Genomic DNA, 22,064 nt, shown 5'->3' with positions numbered 1-22,064 from the left:
TTGAGATATTTTATTTAAATATATTATAATAAAATATAATTAAGGGGCAGTATGAAATATGCATTGCTATTTTTTATGTTTACATTTTATCTGTTCGGGCAAAATACAAAATTAGTGGCACGCTACTATGTTGATAAATCACATCACTGGTCTGTTGAAGAGGCTTACCACAATAGAAACAGGTTTAGTGTATTGACACAAAAAAATGCAACTTTGGGATTTACCGAAGGCAATGTATGGATTTATGTCAATGTACAGAATTTGGCGAACAAAAATATATCTGAAATGTTGGAGTTCCCCTATCCTCTACATGACTATATTACTGTGTATGTACATAAAAACGGTCATTTTGAAAAAGAGTACATGACAGGAGATCTCACTCCTTTTGATACAAGGAAGATAAAAACAAATGATTTTGTCATACCTTATACGTTAAAGGCTTTTGAAAAAAAAGAAATACTGTTTAAATTCAGTTCCAACTCATCCCTGAATATTGGTATACGGCATTTTTCCCTGAAAGAGTACTACAGCAATGTATCTCAGAACGGGCTTTTTTTGGGACTTTATTATGGGGCTGTATTGATTATGCTTATGTATAATTTTATTTTGTTTTTAATGATTAAAGAATGGGTTTATCTGTATTATGTTGTTTTCCATATGTTCCATCTGGCACTTCAGTTGGGTCTGAACGGTCTGGCATTTGAATATTTTTATCCGCACTATCCTGCGATAAATCACTATTTTATTCCTATTGTATTTAGTTTAACGAATTATTATTCCATTCAATTTACGGTATTGTTCCTCGAACTGGAACGGTATAATGCTGTATTGGCGTTAATGTTGAATCGATTCAAATACCTTTTCCTCTTTACGATGATATCCATATTCTTTCTTTCCTATAATGTAAGTATTATCCTTATTACCATTCTTTCCATGCTCAATATTGTGCTTTTGTTTTTGATCAGTATCTATATTTTATACAGATACAGAACGATGGCATCGAAATTTTTTGTCTCGGCATGGAGTTTTCTGCTCATAGGGGGACTCTCGGGGGAAATGCAGAATATGGGATTGATTCATATGAATCGGTTTTCTCTTTATGCACCGCAGATAGGTGCTTTCTTTGAGTTGGCACTTTTGTCTTTTGCCCTGGCATATCGTTATAATGAAGTATTTTCAAAATTAACCTGTACAGAAGGCGAGCTAAGAGAACTCAATGTACATCTGGAAGACAAAGTGAGGGAACGTACCTTCGACCTGGATGAAAAAAATAAAGAACTTTTTATTGAAATCAATAATAAAAATATACTTTTTCGTGAATTGTATCACCGGGTAAAGAATAATCTGCAAATTATTTCGGGCTTGTTGTCACTGCAGATCAGACGTGTCATCCAAAAAGAATCAAAAGATATTTTAGCCGATACCAACCAGCGTATTAAATCTATGGCCATGATCCATGAAAAACTCTACCAGTCAGATGATCTGACTGCCGTAAATATGCAGGAATATACACATGATCTGGTAGAAGAATTACAGCATAGTCTGGAATATAATGATATTCTTTTTATGATTCAGTGTGAAAAGATCCGACTGACGCTTGAAACAGCTGTTCCCATGGGGCTTATTATCAATGAACTGGTCACCAATGCTGTAAAATATGCTTTTCCTGCGCACCAAAGCAGTAAAAATATTGCTATTAAGATGTATACTGTAAAGCATGATGCAGTCATACTTGAAGTGTATGATAATGGTAAAGGAGTAAAATTGGAGAAGGCAAAAGAAGGATTTGGTTTCAAGCTGGTTCAATCACTGGCAGGATATCAGCTCAAGGGAGATATAGAGACATACAACAGCCAGGGCCTGCACCATAAAATCACATTTCCCGGAAGTATATTGTTATGAAAATCGTTATTGTGGAAGATGAAGGTATTACGGCACTTTTTTTACAGGAAACCATTAGTGATTTCGGACATACCGTTGTAGGGATTTTTGACAATGCCGAAGATACATTGGAATGTGTTCAACACCAGTCAGTAGACCTTGTTTTCATGGATATTCAGATCAACGGTTCAATTGACGGTTTGCAGTTGGCAGAAAGAATACATGCCAAATATGCACATGTCGGTTTTATTTTTTTAACCTCTTTTAAAGACAGTCACACCATACGGCAGGCACTGTTTGTCAAACCTTTGGGATACATTATAAAACCTGTTGTAGAGAGTGATATAGAAGCGATTTTGATGGTAAGCGAAAGTCAAATGTCTCCTGAACGAACGATAGCACCTGACACGATATACTGCAACGGATATACCTATAACATTGAAACAAAAGATCTGTACTACAAGGACAACTATATTGTTTTGAGTCAGAAAGAGCAGTTATGCTTTGATGCTTTGATACGGTATAAAAATGCGCATATCAGCGTGGAACAGCTGATTGAAATGATTTGGGGGGATGGGCATGAACACATATCTTCGCTTCGCGAACTGACCTATCGGTTAAGAAAAAAAGTTCCTCATATTCATATTAACAATATCCCCAACGTCGGATATATCCTTTTATGCGAGTCATCAGTCTAAGAGAATATCCAGTATTCTAATTTCAATCTAATTCTTATAGGTTATACTTTTTTATTAAGATAAAAAAGGATTATTTATGAATAAATATAAAATAATTATTATGTTGTACAGTACTTTTATACTGCTGGCCTGTAACAGCAATACAAATGCTCCTGAAAAAGTGGTTCCAGCTGAAAAAGAAATCGCTCCAGCGGGTATCATTACGGAAAGCAGCGGAGATTTAGCCAGGTATACCGTAACTTCATCAAATAAAATTGTGTTAAACCTCGAGTCACAGAAGAGTCATAAAAATGACATTCCTCCGATAGGTGCAGATGCTTTTGATGTGTATATTGACAGAGAGTCTTTACATACCTACTGTTTTGAAAATGATTTGGGTGCTGGATATGATTTGATCATTGCAGACAAAAATGAAACACGCTATTTGGATATGACACAAGGCTGTCATACTGTGAATCTGAAACAGGGTATTTACAGATATACGCTCCGTAACGGCAGCGGTAAATCTCATACAGTATTTTTCTATCCTAAAGAAGAAACTTCATCATTGGCAACACCAGTAACACCCCAAAATACTTCTGGCGGGTTGCAGAATAGAATATTAGCAAAAAAAACAGTGATATCTTTCGATATCTGCAAAGGGTGCAATTTATTCGGTCTGAACTTGTCTCATCTTGCTTTTTCAAATACGTTTGTAGACAGTGAGATTTCGTTGCGCCTGGAAGAATCGTATTTGAAAAAACTTGATATAACACAAAGCGATTTCTTTAAAATACAAAACCAGGATCGTGATGAATTCGGAAATGAAAATAAACCACCGTTGAATATGGAATTGGCAAATCTTGATGCGTCTGACCTGAGTTATTCTGTCTTTGAAAATACCAATTTCGACGGGGTCAGTTTTATAGATGCAAATCTTTCCCATACCGTTTTTTGGAAATGTACCTTTAAAGGGGCTAATTTTAACTATGCAGATATGACACGTACGGTATTCTATACGGGAGAATTCGGCAGCGCACTGACATTCAGTCCCGTGATTGTCTCCCAACCTTCCATTACCAATCTGTTCGGTGAAAAAAGCAATTATGATTATGATTTAACTGCTGCGGTCGATAATAATAACAGATTGGTACTGTTTAACAGTCATAAAGACCCTTATGCCTATGGCGTGCAGCCATTTCTTCCAAACGGTCTGAAGATTGTTTCCCCTCCGAGTGTTGTACCCAATAATTTTGTCGCCGGGTTTTCAGTGTTTGTCAAAGCAAGTGATGGATATGTTTATGAATACTTGAAGCATGGTGCTGACATTAAAGGACCTGCAAAAGTCAAAGAAACATGGTATAGAATCGAAGGCACTCAGGTATGTGAAAGCAATCCGGATGCCACTTACAAAAATCATGGAGGATCCTCTTCGAGCAATGAACTATATGTAACGGTAGCCTGTCAGGATATGAAAGGGACACTGCATACCTGGACACGTTATTTTTACAATAAATATAACAAAGCACGTGATTCGCGTTATGGGAATGCTCCAAACTATATCCATGACTGGGGACATGCAAGCTATCCCATACAAAAAACAGATTCGGAAATATCTATTAACAGGGATGACCTGCTTGTATTTGTCAAAGACAACAAACTAGCCTATATCAATTATAGGAACAATGATTTACGGTCAACCGATATTATGGTGGGATCACGTGTGGATCTGAATGCGGTCTTCACCGATTTTTCTTTTGTGTATCATGAGGATGTGTATGCCGGAAGTCTTACCAATGCTTCTGAAAATGCTTTAACCAATCTGGGGCATCCCCAAAATGGTGTCATATCATCTCCTTCTATCGGCGGTGGTACATCAGTCAGTGGAAGTCATCCTTTCCGTGTGGTCGTTCTGTCGGGTGATGGCAAACTGTATAGTAAAAATGCAGACGGTTCCGGGAATTGGGAGGCATTGATCTTAGGCCCTCATGACAGTCCCACCTATCCTTTTTATTTTAACAACAATACATTAAAAGAGAGCTATCTTAAAAATGTAAATTTAAGTCCTACCGGTCAAAATAATATTGTGATAAACAGCAATATTCAGCATGGAACATTTTATACGGAAGTAAATTTAAGCAACAGTAAATTTAATAAAATCACGCTTGACAACGTAACGTTCGATCACGCAGCAGGATTTGATAATGTTGCGTTTAAAAACGCTACGTTGGTCAATCTTACTTTGAGCCAGAATACAAATCCTGTTATACTCTTCCATACCGACTTTAGCGGCAGTTACATTAACGGATTGACCTGGACCAACAATACTTCGTACTGTGTCAGGTTTGATGATGTTACCTTTGGAGAGAAGCCGATCGTTTCTCATTCCAATCAGTTTTTTTCTCAGGATGGCTGTGCTCCTGCAAGTTTCAGAGAAGCTGTCAATGTGCCTGTCGAGCTGATAGCATCAAGCAACAGTGTCGAAAATATGAGCAGCGAATTTTTAGTCCCTTATGATTTTAGCTCTGCCAGTTTTTCAGACAGTTTTTACAGCCTTGATTTTAGAGATGCCAATATGTCTGGCTCGAAATTTGGTGGTGTCAGCCAAAAAAGAGGGGCAGATCTCTCAGGTATTGATGCCAGCGGGTCAGTCTGGGAAGATGCCAACCTGTCATATGTTACGTGTACTCATGGCAACTTTAATCATACAGTGTTTAGAAATAGTACCCTTTATCAGGCACATTTTGATAGTAACAGCAGTTTCATAGAAAGCCAATGGATCGATACGGATGCTTCTTATGCACAGTTTCAAAACAGTAGCCTTTCTCTCTTGAGTGTCAAGGGAGAACAAAGCCGGGTAGACCATACTGCATTCAACAATTCAATATTGCGGGGTGCAGATTTTTCCGGTATTGATTTAACAGGCAGTACGTTTAACAATGTCGATATGTATCCGTATTATGAAACAGATATTGTTGACACAAACCTTTCTGATACTACTTTGACACAGTCGATATTTACAGGAGCTCTGCTTGGCTGCAGCAATATGAGTGGCGTGGATTTTACCGGGGCTGTTTTTACCGATGCCGATTTGCGGGGTGCAGATTTTTCATCCCCTGTTGTGAAGATACAGGCTGATTTTCATCAGGCAAGTATGGATGGTATTAATTTTAGCCATGTGACTTTTGACAGCAGTGACTTAAGCGGTGCTACATTCAACTTTACTTTCTTTGCACCCAACCCTACAAAAGTTTCTCTATCCCCATATAGCGATGCAACCTGTCCAGGATACAACACCCCTCCAAAAACAGGCAGTGACACGACGTGTCCAGACGGTAATAAGCCGAATCAATCATGTGAACTATAAAATAAGGAAACGACATGAAACGACGTCATTTTTTAAAAAACGGTATAGCTTTAAGTTTAGGCGCAACCCTTTCAACACAGCTTACGGGCTGTAATTCTTCGGACAATTTCGAACAGAGCAATGTCGGTGATGGGATATCTGTTAAAACACTGAAAATCGTTTTTGAGTTTAAATTATTGGAAAACCCACAAAGCCATTATGCCGGACTGACTCCTGATCAACAGGCATTTCTGGATAAAAATTTTCCAGATTTTACACCATCATCCATACCGTATAACACAGAGAGCGATACATTTTTTGTTGTGAATCATACCGGGGCTTCCAAGCTTCTCAAAGATAATACTATCTCCCAACAATCTTCTTCGGGTAGCGTTAGCTACAGTTATGAAACCACTACGGCCAAGGACAATTATGCGATGCATATGTTTTATAAGAAAACCAAGTATGAAGCTTTGGATGAAGACGATATCATACCAGGAAGTCCTCCTCAATATTCCTTGGCGGCATTGGCACTGATAGTGCCTGACGGTACAAGCAATGAAGAGACGATTACGTTTTCAGATACTTCCCGTGAAACAGTGAAAGCACTCATTTTCAGTGCACCGACGTTCAAGCATTTTTCCCGTGACGATATGTATTATGCCGTATCAAAATTTGATGATATTTTTACAGGGAGGACCCGCCAGGGAAAAACCATACCTGTTGAAACCAATCTGGAACTGGTGATGAACCATTTGGGAAACAGCAGATGGTACTATTACCAGGTTTACAGAGACCCTGACGGAAACCCTGTGCTTCGAACAACGAAAAGTGTTGACTCAAACGGGAATACCATACACAATATCGGTGATCCTGTCTACACATTTCCCTTACGTCAGAACCTTGGTGTGTATCTTCAGCAAGACATCAATCATGTGATTCAGTATTTTTCAGCAGATAAAAGGCTTTCTTCCAAACTGCTGCCTATCCAGCCGGTTTTAAATACTGCCCAGCAAAGGGCAAAAGTATGGACACAGGCACTGGCCAGCAAATCTGCATCATATGAGGGTATCCAGTACTCCATCGATACATCAAGTTTAAAATCGGAGGGAATGGATATTGTCATTAACAGTGTGGACGGAAATAATTTGCATATCACTGCAAGCAATGCGTTCAACAGGCATGTCGGCCTCTATGCCATCTTTCTGGACAATGAAAACAATGTGATTTATTCCGGTCAGGAGAATGAAATTTTTCCCGATACCAAAGCCTTCAGAAATGTAGGGATCCTTTCTCCCCGGTTTGCCCTGATGGCGATACCCGTATCGGATTATAAAAAGCAATTTACGATAAAACTCACTTCCAAGGTGCATACGGTCCGTTTTGTTTTGGGCGCATTGAGTTTCAACAATGGACATTATGCCAACCTTTACAAGGATTCAACCGGTGCTATTGACGAGGCGCAGAAAAAACGCAATATGCAGAGAATTCTGACGGATGCAGAAGCCTATACGATTTCTTTTGAAATGGCATTGCCCTCATTGCTTATTCTGTGGGGCGCCACTATAAACCGTAATGCATCGTTCGAGAATCTTCTCCTCCTTCTCGGTGCAAAGTTTGCTATCAATACCGCAAAGCCTTTTTTGGGGCATCCGGATTTGAAAGGAGAGGAAGCGCTTGTGAGTGTTTTAAAAGGGATAGCCACGACACTGCTTCTCAGCGGAAGTAAAAAATTGACGACCATACTTCTTGAAGCTATTGATGAGGCCGTACTGGAAGATTCTTTGCCTGTTGTCGGTTCTGTTTTTCGTGCCATGGCTACAGAAGTCGGTATGGCGAATCTGAGTGATGCAATCTCTGCTGCCCGTATCAGCAATGCGGTCAACAGTGTGGATGTCACCCGTACCCATACATTGAAAATACAGCTTAAAAGTGATCCCAAAGACAACGATTTCCCTCTTAATGTAGACAGTATTGTGATTCGTTTGACATTTTCTTCCAATACAAGTGTCAAAGGCAGTCCCTATACTTTGGCATGGGATAAAAATAAAAGTATTTCACATTCTGTAAAGGACAAAGGCACATACAGTACGTATGATATTAGTTTGAAGGATGTACCGGCCGGAGGCTATATTCATATTGCTGTACAGTTAAAGATCGGTGACTGGATTGCGGCGCACCAGGAAAAAGAAATCAACAACTTTGAGGATAGTGTCCAAATTGTCGAAATCATAGAAAATCTGATTCCTATCGGAGGCAACAGTATCTATCAGCATTATGCGCAACTCGAAAAATCAGCAGGAAACTATGTATGGAACGTGAAACAAAAAGATGCGTTACTGCCTTCACCTACTGTCAGTGATACTGATTTAAAAGCAAATGAATTACTGAAAATTTCAGTCAATGATCCGATAGGTGCTATAGGCTACGCCTATAAAGAGTTAAGTACGGGTCAATATCATATTAAAAATATTTCTGCCGTACTTGCAACGGCAGATCAGGGAAAAAAATCGTTTGCAGGTTCAAATATGATGCAGCTTTCCTATGACCTTACAACATCAGATGCACTGGCCGGGCACATGGTATTTGAAGCAAAAGAGGGACTGACCTATGTAAGAAATGTAGATATTGATTCACAGTCCAATGACTTTAATATTGATTTTGCAACCAATATCGGAATATTTATTACAGACACGATCACACAGTTTGCCTATTGCCCCCAGAAAAAAATATTGGCAGGGCTGGATACAAACGCAGGTGTGCTGCATATACTTCGCCATTTGGATGCACCGCGTGATGACAGCGATACGAATCGGTATATCAATGCACACAGTATGCCTAAAACCCATACCGTTACCGGTGCGGGAGCATTAGATCCAAAAACACAATATTTGTATGATCCTCTATTGCTTACGATGTCGCCAGGGGGTGATATTGTAATACTGGAATATACCAGTTCTGGAACTGTAAGGTTGAGGGCATTCAATCAGTTCGGTGCGGTCTATCTGGATTTTCCGGGCTTTAATAACGGTACAGGTGTATTTCATTTAAAAAGTGAAACATTAAGTGTCAGCTATCTCGATATCAATGTAGAATCCAAAGGGTTCATTTATGTGCTGAAACAGTTGGGATCGGATCCGACCAACAGTGAAAACTATTTTCTGGATATTTATGATCCTCATTCTGCTACACCGAATGAACCGCTTGTCACAACCAAAGGTTTCAGTACGGCTAAAATAAAAGTGGACTACTGGAGACGTGTGTATGCGCTAAACTATGAGACTACCGAAGACAATGAACCAACTCTCAGTGTCTGGATACCGCCAGTACCATAAAGAAGAGCGCCCTGGAGTATATAAACGCTATAAGCCGGCTGAAAAATTGCATACCCGGATATAAGCAGGATATATCCGGGTATTTACTTAAGAAAGTATTTTCTTAACGATAACATTGATCCGTCCGCCGTCTGCACGGCTGCCTATTTCAGCTTTTGCAGCACCCATCACCTTCCCCATATCTTTCATGCTCCGGGCACCGGTTTTGGCAATAATCTCTTTCAGGATGGCTTCGAGCTCTTCGTCGTTCATCGGTTCGGGAAGGTAGGTTTTGACAAGGATGATCTCCGCTTCTTCTTTGCTGACAAGATCGTCACGTCCGGCATCTGCAAACTGTGTTTTGGCATCTTCTCGCTGTTTAAGATATTTCATGAGTATCGCTTCGACATCCGCATCGCTCAGTTCTCTTCTCTCATCAACTTCAATTTGCTTGACAGCAGCCTGAATATTTCGCAGCGTATCTCTTTTGGCTGTATCTTTGGCACGCATTGCCTCTTTTATATCATTTTTAATTCTTTCTTTTAAACTCATTCTATTCTCCTGCATTATATTTAATGCAATTATACTATAATCTTTGTATGATAATTACGATACAAGAGAAACAGTTTGACACAAAAAAGATCACACAGCTCTATCCGGCAGGGGTGATCAGGACAGGCTATGAAGATGAAACAACACAGGTGAGTCTTGAATGGCTCGATACAGAGTCGAAAGGGAAAGTGGAGATAGTGGGATTTGGTATCTTTCTCTATCTTGGGGATGAGGAGAAATACAGTTTCATTTTTGATACCAGAGAAGAAATGGATAAAGAGATCGGCAGGGTCGCTGCCCAGTTACAGCAGGGAAAGAGGTAATAATGAAACGTAGACTGAAACTGATCATCCTGATCATCCTGGCAGCAACAGGTATGGTACAGGCTAAAGATGCGAGATATGCTGCATCGGAGTATAAATATATCGGGGTGTTTGATCAGGGAAGATCGGCACAGGTCATAAAAACAACGATGTATCTCAATGTGATGAGAAAGATCATCCGGACAGAGTGGCAAAAAGGATATGATATTGACGAGATCAAATACGGTAACGGCCACTGGATCGCTGTGTTTGACAAAGCATCCCTCCAAAGTCATCAGACGTATGTGGTAGCAGGGCGATGGGAAGCCATTGACAATATTCTCAATGCATATTGGAAAGAGGGGTATTATATAACGAATATAGAACACGGTCTGGCCAAATGGCTGGTGGTTTTCGAAAAGAACACTCCTTTTACCAATCAGGCCTATGAAAGACGAAAAACCCTTGATGCTTTTGTTTCGGCAGTAAATAAACGTTGGAAAATGGGATATGATCTGATAGATATCGAATATGGAGAAGGGCGCTATACGGGTATTTTTGCCAAAGGCGGAAAGTACAAAGGGCAGGCTTTGACCATACGTTCCAGCTGGTATATGATGGCAAAGATGATCAGACAGTACTGGGAAAAAGGATATCGTATCTCCAATATTGAATTTACACTCGGGCGCTGGATGGCAGTTTTTTCAAAATACCGAAATGAGAAAAAGCAGGGATTTGAAACAGCAGAAAATATTGAAAATTTCCAAAAAATATTTGAAAAACGCCGGCAGGCAGGCTATGAACTGACAGATATGGCGGAGGGATGGTAAGCGTATAGAAAAGGACACCTGCATGCCCTGACTCTCTCATATTTACTTTGGTTCGAAATTCAAAGAAGCAGAGTTGATACAGTATCGAAGATGGGTCGGTGCAGGGCCGTCAGGGAAAACATGGCCGAGATGGGAACCGCAGGCTGCACATCGGACTTCAGTACGTACCATTCCCAAAGATGCATCTTCTATCTCCTCGACGGCATCATCACTGACCGGTTTGAAATAGCTTGGCCACCCGGTACCTGAGTCAAATTTGGTTTCAGAGCTGAAAAGCGGTGTATCGCAGCATTTGCAGTGATAAATACCTTCTGTCTTATGATTCCAGAATTCATTTTGAAAAGGAGCTTCGGTACCGTGGTTCAGACAAACGCTGTACTCCAGAGGCGTAAGTGTTTCTTTGAGTGCTTCTCTGTTGAGTTTGATCCTGTATGGCATTGATGATCCTTTGTTGCTTTTGGCAGTATCATAGCAGAATATCTTTGCTTTTAAGTTAGATTATCATATGATTCATTATCTATTGAGGGAGATTTTATGACAACCTTTCAACTCTTTCTTCTTATTGTTGCCGGGGGAGTATTTTACTTCTTTTTCAAACAGCTTTTTTCAGGTTCCTATCCGAAAAGAGGGGTTGATTTTGAAGCCAAACTCCCCAATGAACAGATAGGAGGAGTCAACCGTCCGGACAAAATATTTTCAACACCGGAAAGCCGGCCGACACGTATGGAAGAACTGTTGCATATGGCAGATGATGCTGTGAAGCAAGGTGATATGCTTGAAGCACGCAAAGCGATCCAGTCTGCATTGATCATCGATGCGGACAATATTGAAGCGTTAAGACGGAACGGATATCTTCAGATCGAATTTGAAAACTTCAATGAAGCCAGAGAAAGTTATGAAAAGATTCTTTCACTGGATGCAAATGATGATCTGGCAGAAGATTCACTGGCCAATGTCCTGCATAAACTGGGCGATGATGAAAATGCGGTTATCCATCATCAAAAAGCTATTGCTCTTGACCCGAAGTATGCACCGCATTATTTCAACTATGCCAACACTCTGTATGACATGGGAAAAAAGGAAGAAGCCCTGGAGAATTATACCAAAGCGTATGAACTTGACAGCAGCCTGTCTGAAGCTAAAAAGATGATGAATGAACTGGAGGGAGAAAAATGAGCAGTGCCTGTTTTGTAACTCAGGAAGCAAGCAGAGAAATTTTGCTTCGTGTGACCAATGTCTGCGGCGAGTGCTATGCTGATCTGCATGAGGGAGATACCATTCATTATGATATGCAGAACTACCGTTTTTTATGCCATTGCTGCCAGGAAAAGCTTTGTGCGATGATGAATGAAGCATGCGAGATCGTGTATGATGAGGCTGAGCCGAGTCTTTTCTGTTGATGGGTTCCCGCGTAGGGTGCGTAAACACGCACCCTACGTTTCTACAATATATTGAATCGCATTCAAATAGCTCAGGCTGTTTAATTCCATTCCTTTGTAAGCGATGTTAAATGCTGTTCCGTGATCTACTGAAGTACGCAGGATAGGCAGATTTAAAGAAACATTGATCCCCTCATCAAAATGGAGTGCTTTCAATGGTGCCAGTCCCTGGTCATGATACATGGCAACATAGTGTGTATAATGCTTTCTTGTGTTGGGTGTAAACGCGACATCAGGTACTAAAGGATTCGAGTAGGCCGGGATGTTCCCTCCTTGGCAATGGCTGTTTGCTGTATCAACAGCTTTTTGAATGATCTTCTCTTCATCCCCCAGTACGCCGTCATCACCGGCATGGGGATTCAAGCCCAGAACGGCAACGGTTTTTTCCGGCTTCGCCGTTTGGTAAAAATCAATAAGAAAACGCGTCAATTCTTTTTCTTTGATGCTTGGAGCCACTTCTTTCAGCGGAATATGTTCTGTAAAAAGTGCTACATACATTTGGGGACAGCCCAGCATCATGATCGCTTCGGCATTAAAAAAATCCCGCAGCGCATCCGTATGGCCTTTGTATCGCAGGCCTGCAAGTTCCCAGGCTTTTTTATGAATGGGCAGGGTGCAGACGGCATCAACCTTTTTGATATCCGCCATGATGACTGCTTTGTTGAAAGATTCATAGGCATATCTGCCGCTTTCTGCACTGATCTTTCCCGCTTCGATTTCAAAGGCCGGGGCGACGCTTTTTATGGTTTGGAAATCTTTTGGGACAGGCAGGCCCAGTTTTTCGGATGCCTGCAGGAGCATTTCTCTGTCAATACAGTAGACCGGTTCGACGAGTTCGGAGACGGCGTGGTGGTTCTCCAGAGCAAGTTGAATACCGATGCCGTTGAGGTCACCGATGCTGATGGCAACTTTCTTCATTTTTCTGCCTTGTTATCGGGTGCTGTGTCCCCACAGCACCCATCTTGTTTTTCATATGAAAGGTACCGTCAGGGGACAGTATCCTGCACACTGTTATCTTATCATCAGAGCTTTCATGTCCAGGATGGATTGTTCCAGTCCGACATAGACGGAACGTGCGATGATGCTTTGGCCTATATTCAACTCTTCAATAGTCTCTATCTCGACGATTTCTTTAGCGTTTTGCATATTGAGTCCGTGCCCGGCAGCGACACGAAGGCCCAGTTCTCTGGCATCACAGCTGAGCAGGCGCAGATTTCGCAATTCGTCATCGAGCATTTGTTTGAGTATGTTTCGGGAAAGTTCGAGTTCTGGGATACTGTGGTGGGTTTTGCCTAAATTGCTGTAAAGCATGGCATAAATATTGGCATATTTGCCGGTATGGAACTCGATCCATTCCACCCCAAGATCGACAGAGGCTCTAACCGCATCGAGGGTAGGGTCTATGAAAAGTGAAATTTCTATTTCTGCTTTTTTGAGACGCTTGATAGCTTCTTTCAGTTTGGGTTGTTCTCCTGTGACAGCCAGACCGCCTTCCGTGGTGACTTCTTCACGTTTCTCCGGTACAAGGGTCACACGGTGGGGTCTGAGCTTACAGGCAATATCGATCATGCCCGGATCAATAGCGCATTCCAGGTTTACCGGCAGGGCTGAGAGTGTGATGATGTTTTTGGCATCACTGTCCTGCATATGACGTCTGTCTTCACGCAGATGAATGGTGATCTGATCCGCACCGGCACGTTTGCAAATGCCCAGTGCATCCAGCGGATCGGGATCGGCAATTTTTCTGGCCTCTCTGAGGACAGCGATATGGTCGATGTTGACACCCAATAACATGGCAGTTTCCTTTGTTCGTCATTCTGAGTTTGACTGATGTATGCGTTCGATTATAGCAAAAGTTTTTAAGATAGGATTTGTATAATCGGGAAAATAGTGTTTTTTGGAGTGAAAATGTCAGAAAAAAAACCGCTTCCGGTTAGTCAGTATGCTGATATTAAACACAATATCGGCAACGGAAAACCGACTATCCTGGCCTTTGGAATGAGTCACTGCTACAGTTGCATTGCCATGTCAAAAGTCTTCGCAGAAGTGCTGAAAGAACATGTAAAATACCAGATATATGCGATTGATGGGCAGAAAGAACGCCAGGTCAGCCGGGATATCTACAGGCTGAAAGAAATGCCGACACAGATTTTCTTCGATGCTGCAGGCCATGAAGTATTCCGCCATACAGGAGCCTACAAAAAACCGGTACTCGATATCATTTTGAAAAAATACGGTTTTGTGTAGTATTAACCAATATTACGCTAAAATCGCGATAATTTTATTTTAAAGGCTGATAGCATGGCAAAAAGAAAGATCAACAAAGCAGTACTGGCATATAGCGGTGGACTTGATACAAGCATTATCCTAAAATGGCTGCAGGATGAATATGAGTGTGAAGTAGTGACATTCACTGCTGATCTCGGGCAGGGTGAAGAGGTGGAGCCGGCACGCCAGAAAGCACTTGATATGGGTATTAAACCCGAGAATATCTTTATATTGGATCTCAAAGAAGAGTTTGTGAAAGATTTTGTTTTCCCGATGTTCAGAGCCAATGCCATTTATGAAGGCGAATATCTGCTTGGTACTTCCATCGCCCGTCCGCTTATCTCCAAAAAGCAGATTGAGATTGCACATCAGACCGGTGCTGATGCTGTATCTCACGGAGCGACAGGAAAAGGAAACGACCAGGTACGTTTTGAGCTCGGTTACCTTGCACTCGATCCTGATATCACTGTGATCGCCCCATGGAGAGAATGGGATCTTAATTCGCGTACAAAACTTTTGGCCTATGCGAAAGAACACGGCATAGATATCGACGGAAAAGGACAGGCTAAACCATACTCTATGGATGCCAATCTGCTGCATATCTCCTATGAAGGTGAACATCTTGAAAATCCTTATGCGGAACCCGAGGAGGATATGTGGCTTTGGTCTGTCAGTCCGGAGAAGGCACCGAATGAACCGGAGTATATTACCATTGAGTACAAAAAAGGTGATCCTGTTGCGGTTAACCGTGAAGAGATGAGTCCGGCAGAAATTCTTGAAACGCTTAACACCTACGGTAAAAAACATGGGATCGGACGTATCGATATCGTTGAGAACCGTATGGTGGGAATGAAGGCACGCGGATGTTATGAAACACCGGGTGGTACGATCATGCTTAAGGCACACAGAGCCATCGAATCGATCACACTTGACAGAGAAGAGGCACATATGAAAGATGAATTGATGCCGAAATATGCCAAACTTATCTATAACGGACTGTGGTGGTCGGCAGAACGCAGAATGCTCCAGGCTGCGATCGATGCCACACAGGAAAACGTAGAGGGCACAGTGAAACTGAAACTGTACAAAGGAAATGTGATCGTGGTAGGAAGGAAGTCGGATCTTTCTCTCTATTCTGAAGAGCATTCTACTTTTGAAGCCGATGAGGTATACAACCAGAAAGATGCAGAAGGTTTTATCCGCCTGAATGCACTTAGGTTTATTATTGAAGGTAAAAAGCAGCCAGAGCGCATTAAGTCGCTTATCGGTGGGTACGATGAAGTTGAAGTATGCAGAATAGAAACCGGTTCCATGACGATTTGTGAGCGAATCAAGCGTTTCTTCGGGTTTGGCAATACCAAAACACCTAAAAACGAGTCAAAGGGCAAATAGTTTATCTGTCCAAAACCTCCTTCATATCCTCAAAGGCTTTTGAGGGTATGAACTTCAAAAAATCTTCTCTGTACACAATACTTGGAATGAATTCCAGAAAAAAATATGCAATCCATAACATCGGATAGAAGGCGATGTATTCTTTTTTGAATGCTTTGAAGGTATAGCGTTTTTTGAACCAGTCTGTCGCACTTCTGAGATGGTGGTAGAAAAGCAGCACCTGCATGGCAAAGATGGAACCCCAGGTAACATAGGTCACGCCTGTGACAAGCGTGGCACCTTCTACACCGTACATACCCATGACAGCAGCCAGGAAGATCGCTGCATAAATGGCAAAAGAACCAAAGCCGATCGTCGCGAAAATGACAAGGGCCGAGAAGATAAACAGTAAACTCCCCAACAGAAAGAAAAGTTCCATGAAGCTTTTCTCTTCTTCAAAAGTAGGGCTGAAATAGGCACCGGCAAGCGTGATGGCAAAAATAGCAACAATAATGACGATCAGGTAACTGTACTCTTTCATTTATTTCTCCTGAGAACCGATCTCGTAAAGTCTCAGGAGGCTCTGCACTTCTGCTTTGCGTCCGAGCCATTCCCGGTAAAGTTCACGCATCTCCTTTGAGCCTCCTTTGGCAAGAATATACTCCTTGTAGCCTTTGGCACGTTCTTTGTTGAAGCCTTCTTTTTGGTCAAGACACGCAAAAAAAGCGTCTGCGGAGAGAACTTCTGCCCACTTATAGCTGTAATACCCCGCAGCATATCCTCCGGCAAAAATATGTGCAAAGCCATGCTGGAATTTGTTATAAGCCGGTGTTTTCAGGAGAGAAGTTTTTTCTCTGATGCGGTCAAGCAGTGCCTGTACTTCCTCACCCTGATAGAGCTTTTGATGCAGCTGAAAGTCGAAAAGGGAAAATTCAACCTGTCTGAGTATGCCCAGTGCAGCCTGAAAATTCTTGGTCTCTTTGATCTTTGAGAGAAGCTCTTCGGAAATACTTTCGCCTGTTTCATAATGAAATCCGAAACGTTTGAGTATGGCTGCTTCATACGCAAAGTTTTCCAAAAACTGGGAAGGAAATTCGACTACATCCCAAGCTACTCCATTAATGCCGGAAACAGATCGTTCATGGCATTTTCCGAAAAGATGGTGGATAGCATGTCCCATTTCATGAAAAAGGGTGACAACATCATCATGGCGAAGGAGAGAAGGTGAAGTGTTTGACGGTGGTGCGAAATTACAGACTACGAAAGCAGAAGGAAGATGACTTTTTTTCCTGCTATCGGTAAAATGTGTCTCCCAGTCATTCATCCATGCCCCGCCGCGTTTTTCTTTGCGTGCTTCAAGATCGAAGTAGATACGGCCGGAGAGCATACCGTTCTCGTAAATATCAAAGGGTTTGACACAATGATGCCATGTCGGTACATCAGCAGGTGTGAATGTAACAGAAAAGAGCTCAGAAACAATATCAAGCATACCACGCAGTACTTTTTCCTGTTCAAAATAGGGTTTTGTCATGGTATCGTCAAAATCAAATTTTTCTTTTTTGAGCTTTTCGCTGTAGTAAGCCATGTCATACGTACTGAAATCATCGATATCATCGGTTTCTTTGGCATAGGATTTTAATGCTGAAATCTCTTCTTTTGCCTGAGAAAGTGCCGCATCTGCCAGATCGTTGAGAAAAGAGAGTACTTCTTCCTGGGAGTCGGCATCACGTGTCTCAAGTGCATACTGGGCATAATTGTCAAAACCGAGCATTTTGGCTTTTTCCTGTTTGAGAACAAGGATATGGTCTATGACGTCTGCATTTTGGGGTGCACGGGTACTGTATGCCTTGGAGAGTTCCTCTCTGTATGTTCTGTTCGGGCCATAAGTCATATAGGCAAGATAACTGGGGAGCTGAAGTGTAAATCTGTAGACGGTTTTTCCCTCTTTCTCTTCTCTGGCTGCATCTATATCACTCTGCGGCATGCCTTCTACATCTTTGTCATCTTCAATAATAAGCTCATAGGCATTGGTGGCATCAAGCAGATTCTGTGAAAAGCTGTTGGAAAGTTCTGAGAGTTGAAGACTTATTTCTTCCATCCGTTTTTTTTGGTCGTGCGGAAGTTTGACGCCGGAGAGTACAAAATCTCTTACTTCGTTCCGGACAACAGTTTGAGCCTCTTCTTCTGTGGCAATGATCTTTTCCATTTTGTGAAAAAGGGCTTCATTCTGTGCGATCTCAGAAGAGAATTTTGAGAGCAGGGGGATGGAAGCTTCATAGGCTTTCTGTGTAGCATCAGAATTCATAACCGCATTGAGATGGGAGAGCGGGGTAAAAAAAAGTGCCAGTTCTTCGTCCATGTCCTGCAGGGGTTTAAGTATCTCTGCATAGTCTGTTTTTCTGCTTTTTGTGATCGTTTCTATGGTGCTTCTTTGTCTGTCAAGAAGTGTTTCGAGTTCTTTTGGAAAAGTATCCAGACTCTCTATATGAAAGGTTTGAAACATTGTTTAAGTATCCGTTTGTTAATAAATTTGTGTGATTGTATCACATCACGTGTTAATAGTATTAACAAACTTTAGATAAAATATATCATTATTATCACAAAGGATATGACAGAATGAAAGTTTTATTGATAAAAGAGGTAAAATCACTTGGAAAAGCCGGTGAGATCAAAGAGGTGAAGGACGGTTACGGACAGAATTTTCTTATCAACAAAGGGCTGGCAAAACTGGCAACTGCCGAAGTAATAGAGAATTGGAAAGCGGAGCAGGCAAGAATGGAAAAAGAGCTCAAAGAAGAGGTTGCACGTCTTGAGTCAGAAAAAAAAGTGCTTGAGACGGCGACCATTCGCATTGAAAAACAGTCTGCACCGGTAGGGATCAAGGGGTCAGTCGGCAATGCCGATATCTCTGCGGCGATCAAGGAGCAACTGGGTATCGACTTGGATAAAAAACACATCAATCTGAAAAAAGCACTGAAATCTACAGGTATCCATGAAGTAGATGCCAAACTCGGCCATGCGATCCATGCGAAACTGAAAGTGGAAGTAGTAGGTGTCTAAGTATGTTTGACGCGACAACGATACTGGGGTACAAAGCGGATGGCAAAGCAGTGATCGGGGGAGATGGACAGGTAACTTTCGGGAATACGGTACTTAAAAGCAATGCTACCAAGATACGTACCCTTTATGAAGGAAAGATCCTGGCAGGATTTGCCGGCAGTACAGCGGATGCTTTTAATTTGTTCGATATGTTCGAGGGGATCCTTGCGGAAAAACGCGGAGATCTTTTCAAATCGGTCATCGGGTTTTCAAAAATGTGGCGGAAAGACAAACATTTGCGACAGCTTGAAGCAATGATGATTGTACTGAATACAGAACATATTTTTATTCTTTCGGGTACAGGAGATGTGGTGGAGCCGCAGGACGGAAAGATCGCAGCGATAGGTTCCGGAGGGAATTATGCTATTTCAGCAGCAAGAGCTTTGGAAAAGCATACCGATCTTGAACCCAGGGTCCTGGTACAGGAATCACTTGAGGTAGCCGGTGATCTCTGTATCTACACAAACAAAAATATAAAAATATTAGAGTTATAGGGCAGGGCAGATGACTGTCCGCTTTGCGAAGAAGAAAAAAGGAATTTTGAATTGGATAACTTGACACCAAAAGAGATCGTTTTACATCTTGACAATTACGTTATTGGACAGGATGATGCGAAAAAGACCATAGCAGTTGCACTGAGAAACCGCTACAGACGTATGCAGCTGGATGAAGAGATGCAGCAGGATGTCACACCGAAGAATATTTTGATGATAGGAAGTACCGGTGTGGGAAAAACGGAGATCGCCCGACGATTGGCTAAAATGATGCATTTACCCTTCATCAAAGTTGAAGCAAGCAAATACACCGAAGTCGGATTTGTCGGACGTGATGTGGAATCGATGATACGGGACCTTGCTGCGACAGCCATGGGGATCGTACGTGAAGATGAGAATGAGAAGAATAAAGAAAAGATAGAAAATTATATAGAGAACAAGATCATTGAAAAACTGCTTCCTCCTCTTCCTGCCGGTGCGAGCGAACAGAAACAGGCAGAGTATGATGCTTCATTTGTCAGAATGCAGGAAAAATTTTCCAGAGGCGAACTGGACCATCTCAAAATTAAAGTGATCATGCCGAATAATCCGCAGCTTCCCGAAGAGGGCCTGCCTCCCCAGATGATACAGGTACAGGAATCGATCGTCAAAGTACTTGGCGGTATGGGGAAGAAGGGACCCGAAAAAGAAGTTACGGTCAAAGAGGCTAAAAAGATCCTCTCACAGGAAGCGAGTGATACCCTGCTGGATGAAGAACAGTTGAAGGAAATGGCACTGGAAAAAGTAGAGAAAGGCGGCATTGTCTTTCTTGATGAAGTAGATAAGATCGCAGTACCTTCCAATTCCCAGGGCAGACAGGATCCAAGTAAAGAAGGGGTACAGAGGGACTTGCTTCCTATTGTAGAAGGTTCTACCGTGCCTACCAAACTCGGGCCGGTCAAGACAGATCATATTCTTTTTATTGCAGCAGGTGCCTTCCACTTGAGCAAACCGAGTGATCTCATTCCCGAACTGCAGGGGCGTTTCCCTCTGAGGGTCGAGCTCGATTCTTTGAATGAAGAAACGCTTTATCGAATTTTGACCGAGCCGAAAAATTCACTTATTAAACAGTATCAGGCGCTGATGAAAGTAGAAAAGGTAGATCTTGAGTTTGAAGATGCGGCACTGCATGCCATAGCACACTTTTCACTCATGGCAAATGAAAAAACGGAAGATATCGGTGCCAGGCGTTTGCATACGGTCATGGAAAAAATACTCGAAGCGATCAGCTTTTCAGCGGATGAACATGCCGGAGAGACTGTTGTTATCGATGAAGCACTGGTCAAAGAAAAGATCGGCAAGGTAGTTGAAGATGAAGATACAACCAGATATATTCTGTAAAATCAGGAATGGGAAAAACAATGTTTAACAACGGACAGGAAAATACAAAAGCGGGATTTGTCGCAGTAGTCGGAAGACCCAATGCAGGGAAGAGTACACTGCTTAACTATGTGGTAGGGGAAAAACTGGCAATGGTCTCCAAAAAAGCACAGGCAACCCGAAAGCGGATGAATATTATTGTGATGCATGAGAATGCCCAGATCATTTTTGTAGATACACCCGGTATTCATGAAAAAGAAAGACTGTTGAACAGGTTCATGCTCGATGAAGCGCTCAGAGCGATGGGAGATGCCGATCTTATTGTTTTTTTGGCACCGGTGACAGACAAACTGACTGAATATGAAAAATTCCTGGCACTGAATGAAAGCAAACACACCAAACATATCGTTGTGCTTACCAAAATGGACCATGTCAAGCAGGGGGATATTCTTAAAAAGCTTGGAGAGTACCAGAAATATCAGGACAGATTTGAAGCTATTATTCCTTTTTCCGTCAACCGGAAAGTAGGCAAAAAACAGCTACTGGATGAAATTGTCAAACATTTATCCTATTCACCGTATCTCTATGACACGGAGATATTGACGACTGACAATATCCGGGATATCTATAAAGAGCTGATTCGTGAATCTATTTTTGAAAATCTCAGCGATGAAATCCCCTACGAAAGTGATGTGACCATAGAAAAGATAGAAGAAAGTGATACCCTGGACAGAGTATACGCAACGATCGTGGTAGAAAAAGAGACACAAAAGGGTATGATCGTTGGACAAAAAGGTGTAGGTATCAAACGCGTAGGCAAGATGGCCCGTGAGCAAATGGAATTTTTTTCAGGGAAAAAAATATTTTTGGACCTCCATGTCTCTGTAAAAAAAGGATGGAGCAAAAACAGGGAAAGCCTGGAAGAATTTGGCTATATTGTTTAACATTTTTGTGCAGTGGCGGCCAATTGCCTGGACAAAAGACAAAATATCTGTTTAAAATACTTCCCACATGTCTATTTATATGATAAATAATTAAAAAAAGTTATATTTTTTTGAATAAACATAACTTTGTAAGATAATTTTAATATTATAACATATATAATTGGTCAATAAACAAGGAAGTTTAATAT

General features: G+C 41.7%; 20 protein-coding genes. 14 read left to right on the top strand and 6 right to left on the bottom strand.

Annotation, left to right across the window (positions count from 1 at the left end):
- The first annotated feature begins 51 nt into the window (after window positions 1–51).
- The 4 genes from F8L24_RS05935 to F8L24_RS05920 all read left to right on the top strand — a co-directional run bounded on the left by F8L24_RS05935 (window position 52) and on the right by F8L24_RS05920 (window position 9,239).
- The gene (locus F8L24_RS05935; RefSeq protein WP_294953106.1) at window positions 52–1,902 is read left to right on the top strand and encodes a 7TM diverse intracellular signaling domain-containing protein; all 1,851 of its coding nucleotides are present in this window, start codon (window positions 52–54) and stop codon (window positions 1,900–1,902) included.
- Window positions 1,899–2,579, top strand: a complete 681-nt coding sequence (locus tag F8L24_RS05930) for a response regulator (RefSeq protein ID WP_294953103.1) — start codon at window positions 1,899–1,901, stop codon at window positions 2,577–2,579. The genes F8L24_RS05935 and F8L24_RS05930 overlap by 4 nt, the downstream gene beginning before the upstream one ends.
- Window positions 2,580–2,655: 76 nt before the next feature.
- Window positions 2,656–5,925: a pentapeptide repeat-containing protein gene (locus F8L24_RS05925; protein WP_294953100.1), complete on the top strand. Its 3,270-nt coding sequence runs from the start codon at window positions 2,656–2,658 to the stop codon at window positions 5,923–5,925.
- Between the two features lie 14 nt (window positions 5,926–5,939).
- Window positions 5,940–9,239 (top strand): hypothetical protein, encoded by a 3,300-nt coding sequence (locus F8L24_RS05920; RefSeq protein ID WP_294953097.1) that lies wholly within the window; start codon window positions 5,940–5,942, stop codon window positions 9,237–9,239.
- Window positions 9,240–9,326: 87 nt separating this feature from the next.
- Here F8L24_RS05920 and F8L24_RS05915 read toward each other — a convergent pair whose 3' ends face one another.
- Window positions 9,327–9,770 (bottom strand): GatB/YqeY domain-containing protein, encoded by a 444-nt coding sequence (locus tag F8L24_RS05915; RefSeq protein WP_294953094.1) that lies wholly within the window; start codon window positions 9,768–9,770, stop codon window positions 9,327–9,329.
- A 47-nt stretch (window positions 9,771–9,817) separates the two neighbouring features.
- Between F8L24_RS05915 and F8L24_RS05910 the strand changes: the two genes are divergently transcribed.
- On the top strand, window positions 9,818–10,093 hold the full coding sequence (locus F8L24_RS05910; protein WP_294953091.1) for a phosphomannomutase: 276 nt from the start codon (window positions 9,818–9,820) through the stop codon (window positions 10,091–10,093).
- A 2-nt stretch (window positions 10,094–10,095) separates the two neighbouring features.
- Entirely contained in the window at window positions 10,096–10,902 is an 807-nt protein-coding gene (locus F8L24_RS05905) for a hypothetical protein (RefSeq protein ID WP_294953088.1), read from the top strand.
- A 42-nt stretch (window positions 10,903–10,944) separates the two neighbouring features.
- On the opposite strand, the gene msrB is transcribed toward F8L24_RS05905, so the two are convergent.
- The gene (gene msrB / locus F8L24_RS05900) at window positions 10,945–11,340 is read right to left on the bottom strand and encodes a peptide-methionine (R)-S-oxide reductase MsrB (protein WP_294953085.1); all 396 of its coding nucleotides are present in this window, start codon (window positions 11,338–11,340) and stop codon (window positions 10,945–10,947) included.
- 96 nt (window positions 11,341–11,436) lie between these two features.
- On the opposite strand from msrB, the gene F8L24_RS05895 reads away from it, so the two are divergent.
- Both F8L24_RS05895 and F8L24_RS05890 read left to right on the top strand, forming a co-directional pair.
- Window positions 11,437–12,078 (top strand): tetratricopeptide repeat protein, encoded by a 642-nt coding sequence (locus F8L24_RS05895; RefSeq protein ID WP_294953082.1) that lies wholly within the window; start codon window positions 11,437–11,439, stop codon window positions 12,076–12,078.
- Window positions 12,075–12,302 carry a hypothetical protein gene (locus F8L24_RS05890; protein WP_294953079.1) on the top strand — a complete coding sequence of 76 codons (228 nt, stop codon included), beginning with the start codon at window positions 12,075–12,077 and terminating at the stop codon, window positions 12,300–12,302. The genes F8L24_RS05895 and F8L24_RS05890 overlap by 4 nt, the downstream gene beginning before the upstream one ends.
- Before the next feature lie 33 nt (window positions 12,303–12,335).
- Here the strand turns inward: F8L24_RS05890 and pdxA are convergent, their stop codons facing one another.
- Window positions 12,336–13,259, bottom strand: a complete 924-nt coding sequence (gene pdxA, locus F8L24_RS05885) for a 4-hydroxythreonine-4-phosphate dehydrogenase (protein WP_294953076.1) — start codon at window positions 13,257–13,259, stop codon at window positions 12,336–12,338.
- Between the two features lie 93 nt (window positions 13,260–13,352).
- Window positions 13,353–14,135 (bottom strand): pyridoxine 5'-phosphate synthase, encoded by a 783-nt coding sequence (locus tag F8L24_RS05880; protein ID WP_294953073.1) that lies wholly within the window; start codon window positions 14,133–14,135, stop codon window positions 13,353–13,355.
- A 114-nt stretch (window positions 14,136–14,249) separates the two neighbouring features.
- Here F8L24_RS05880 and F8L24_RS05875 point away from each other — a divergent pair, with 114 nt between their 5' ends.
- Together F8L24_RS05875 and F8L24_RS05870 are read left to right on the top strand one after the other, a co-directional pair.
- Window positions 14,250–14,588: a thioredoxin family protein gene (locus F8L24_RS05875; protein ID WP_294953070.1), complete on the top strand. Its 339-nt coding sequence runs from the start codon at window positions 14,250–14,252 to the stop codon at window positions 14,586–14,588.
- Window positions 14,589–14,642: 54 nt separating this feature from the next.
- A complete protein-coding gene (locus tag F8L24_RS05870) occupies window positions 14,643–16,001 on the top strand; it encodes an argininosuccinate synthase (RefSeq protein ID WP_294953067.1) in 1,359 nt (452 codons plus the stop codon).
- Between the two features lies 1 nt (window position 16,002).
- Here the strand turns inward: F8L24_RS05870 and F8L24_RS05865 are convergent, their stop codons facing one another.
- Complete coding sequence (locus F8L24_RS05865) at window positions 16,003–16,521, bottom strand: hypothetical protein (RefSeq protein WP_294953064.1); 519 nt, start codon at window positions 16,519–16,521, stop codon at window positions 16,003–16,005.
- Window positions 16,522–18,483: a M3 family metallopeptidase gene (locus F8L24_RS05860; RefSeq protein WP_294953061.1), complete on the bottom strand. Its 1,962-nt coding sequence runs from the start codon at window positions 18,481–18,483 to the stop codon at window positions 16,522–16,524.
- Between the two features lie 113 nt (window positions 18,484–18,596).
- On the opposite strand from F8L24_RS05860, the gene rplI reads away from it, so the two are divergent.
- From rplI to era, 4 genes are read left to right on the top strand one after another with little or no spacing between them, the layout of a single operon-like run.
- Window positions 18,597–19,040: a 50S ribosomal protein L9 gene (rplI, locus tag F8L24_RS05855; RefSeq protein ID WP_294953057.1), complete on the top strand. Its 444-nt coding sequence runs from the start codon at window positions 18,597–18,599 to the stop codon at window positions 19,038–19,040.
- A 2-nt stretch (window positions 19,041–19,042) separates the two neighbouring features.
- Entirely contained in the window at window positions 19,043–19,573 is a 531-nt protein-coding gene (gene hslV, locus F8L24_RS05850; RefSeq protein ID WP_294953054.1) for an ATP-dependent protease subunit HslV, read from the top strand.
- Between the two features lie 51 nt (window positions 19,574–19,624).
- The gene (hslU, locus tag F8L24_RS05845) at window positions 19,625–20,953 is read left to right on the top strand and encodes an HslU--HslV peptidase ATPase subunit (protein WP_294953051.1); all 1,329 of its coding nucleotides are present in this window, start codon (window positions 19,625–19,627) and stop codon (window positions 20,951–20,953) included.
- Between the two features lie 20 nt (window positions 20,954–20,973).
- Window positions 20,974–21,876 carry a GTPase Era gene (gene era, locus F8L24_RS05840; protein WP_294953049.1) on the top strand — a complete coding sequence of 301 codons (903 nt, stop codon included), beginning with the start codon at window positions 20,974–20,976 and terminating at the stop codon, window positions 21,874–21,876.
- Window positions 21,877–22,064 lie beyond the last annotated feature (188 nt).

Origin of the sequence: Sulfurovum sp. (genome assembly GCF_015493435.1) — a bacterium.
In the GTDB taxonomy this organism is placed as follows: domain Bacteria; phylum Campylobacterota; class Campylobacteria; order Campylobacterales; family Sulfurovaceae; genus Sulfurovum.
This window is presented reverse-complemented; position numbering and strand designations above follow the sequence as displayed.

Excerpts from the sequence above, each read along its gene's own strand:
- F8L24_RS05910 (WP_294953091.1), top strand. The coding sequence starts at position 9,818 with ATGATAATTACGATACAAGAGAAACAGTTTGACACAAAAAAGATCACA.
- F8L24_RS05935 (WP_294953106.1), top strand. The coding sequence starts at position 52 with ATGAAATATGCATTGCTATTTTTTATGTTTACATTTTATCTGTTCGGG.
- F8L24_RS05870 (WP_294953067.1), top strand. The coding sequence starts at position 14,643 with ATGGCAAAAAGAAAGATCAACAAAGCAGTACTGGCATATAGCGGTGGA.
- F8L24_RS05880 (WP_294953073.1), bottom strand. The coding sequence starts at position 14,135 with ATGTTATTGGGTGTCAACATCGACCATATCGCTGTCCTCAGAGAGGCC.
- F8L24_RS05930 (WP_294953103.1), top strand. The coding sequence starts at position 1,899 with ATGAAAATCGTTATTGTGGAAGATGAAGGTATTACGGCACTTTTTTTA.
- F8L24_RS05895 (WP_294953082.1), top strand. The coding sequence starts at position 11,437 with ATGACAACCTTTCAACTCTTTCTTCTTATTGTTGCCGGGGGAGTATTT.
- F8L24_RS05920 (WP_294953097.1), top strand. The coding sequence starts at position 5,940 with ATGAAACGACGTCATTTTTTAAAAAACGGTATAGCTTTAAGTTTAGGC.
- F8L24_RS05865 (WP_294953064.1), bottom strand. The coding sequence starts at position 16,521 with ATGAAAGAGTACAGTTACCTGATCGTCATTATTGTTGCTATTTTTGCC.
- F8L24_RS05875 (WP_294953070.1), top strand. The coding sequence starts at position 14,250 with ATGTCAGAAAAAAAACCGCTTCCGGTTAGTCAGTATGCTGATATTAAA.
- hslV (WP_294953054.1), top strand. The coding sequence starts at position 19,043 with ATGTTTGACGCGACAACGATACTGGGGTACAAAGCGGATGGCAAAGCA.
- F8L24_RS05905 (WP_294953088.1), top strand. The coding sequence starts at position 10,096 with ATGAAACGTAGACTGAAACTGATCATCCTGATCATCCTGGCAGCAACA.
- pdxA (WP_294953076.1), bottom strand. The coding sequence starts at position 13,259 with ATGAAGAAAGTTGCCATCAGCATCGGTGACCTCAACGGCATCGGTATT.
- era (WP_294953049.1), top strand. The coding sequence starts at position 20,974 with ATGTTTAACAACGGACAGGAAAATACAAAAGCGGGATTTGTCGCAGTA.
- F8L24_RS05915 (WP_294953094.1), bottom strand. The coding sequence starts at position 9,770 with ATGAGTTTAAAAGAAAGAATTAAAAATGATATAAAAGAGGCAATGCGT.
- F8L24_RS05860 (WP_294953061.1), bottom strand. The coding sequence starts at position 18,483 with ATGTTTCAAACCTTTCATATAGAGAGTCTGGATACTTTTCCAAAAGAA.
- F8L24_RS05890 (WP_294953079.1), top strand. The coding sequence starts at position 12,075 with ATGAGCAGTGCCTGTTTTGTAACTCAGGAAGCAAGCAGAGAAATTTTG.
- rplI (WP_294953057.1), top strand. The coding sequence starts at position 18,597 with ATGAAAGTTTTATTGATAAAAGAGGTAAAATCACTTGGAAAAGCCGGT.
- msrB (WP_294953085.1), bottom strand. The coding sequence starts at position 11,340 with ATGCCATACAGGATCAAACTCAACAGAGAAGCACTCAAAGAAACACTT.
- F8L24_RS05925 (WP_294953100.1), top strand. The coding sequence starts at position 2,656 with ATGAATAAATATAAAATAATTATTATGTTGTACAGTACTTTTATACTG.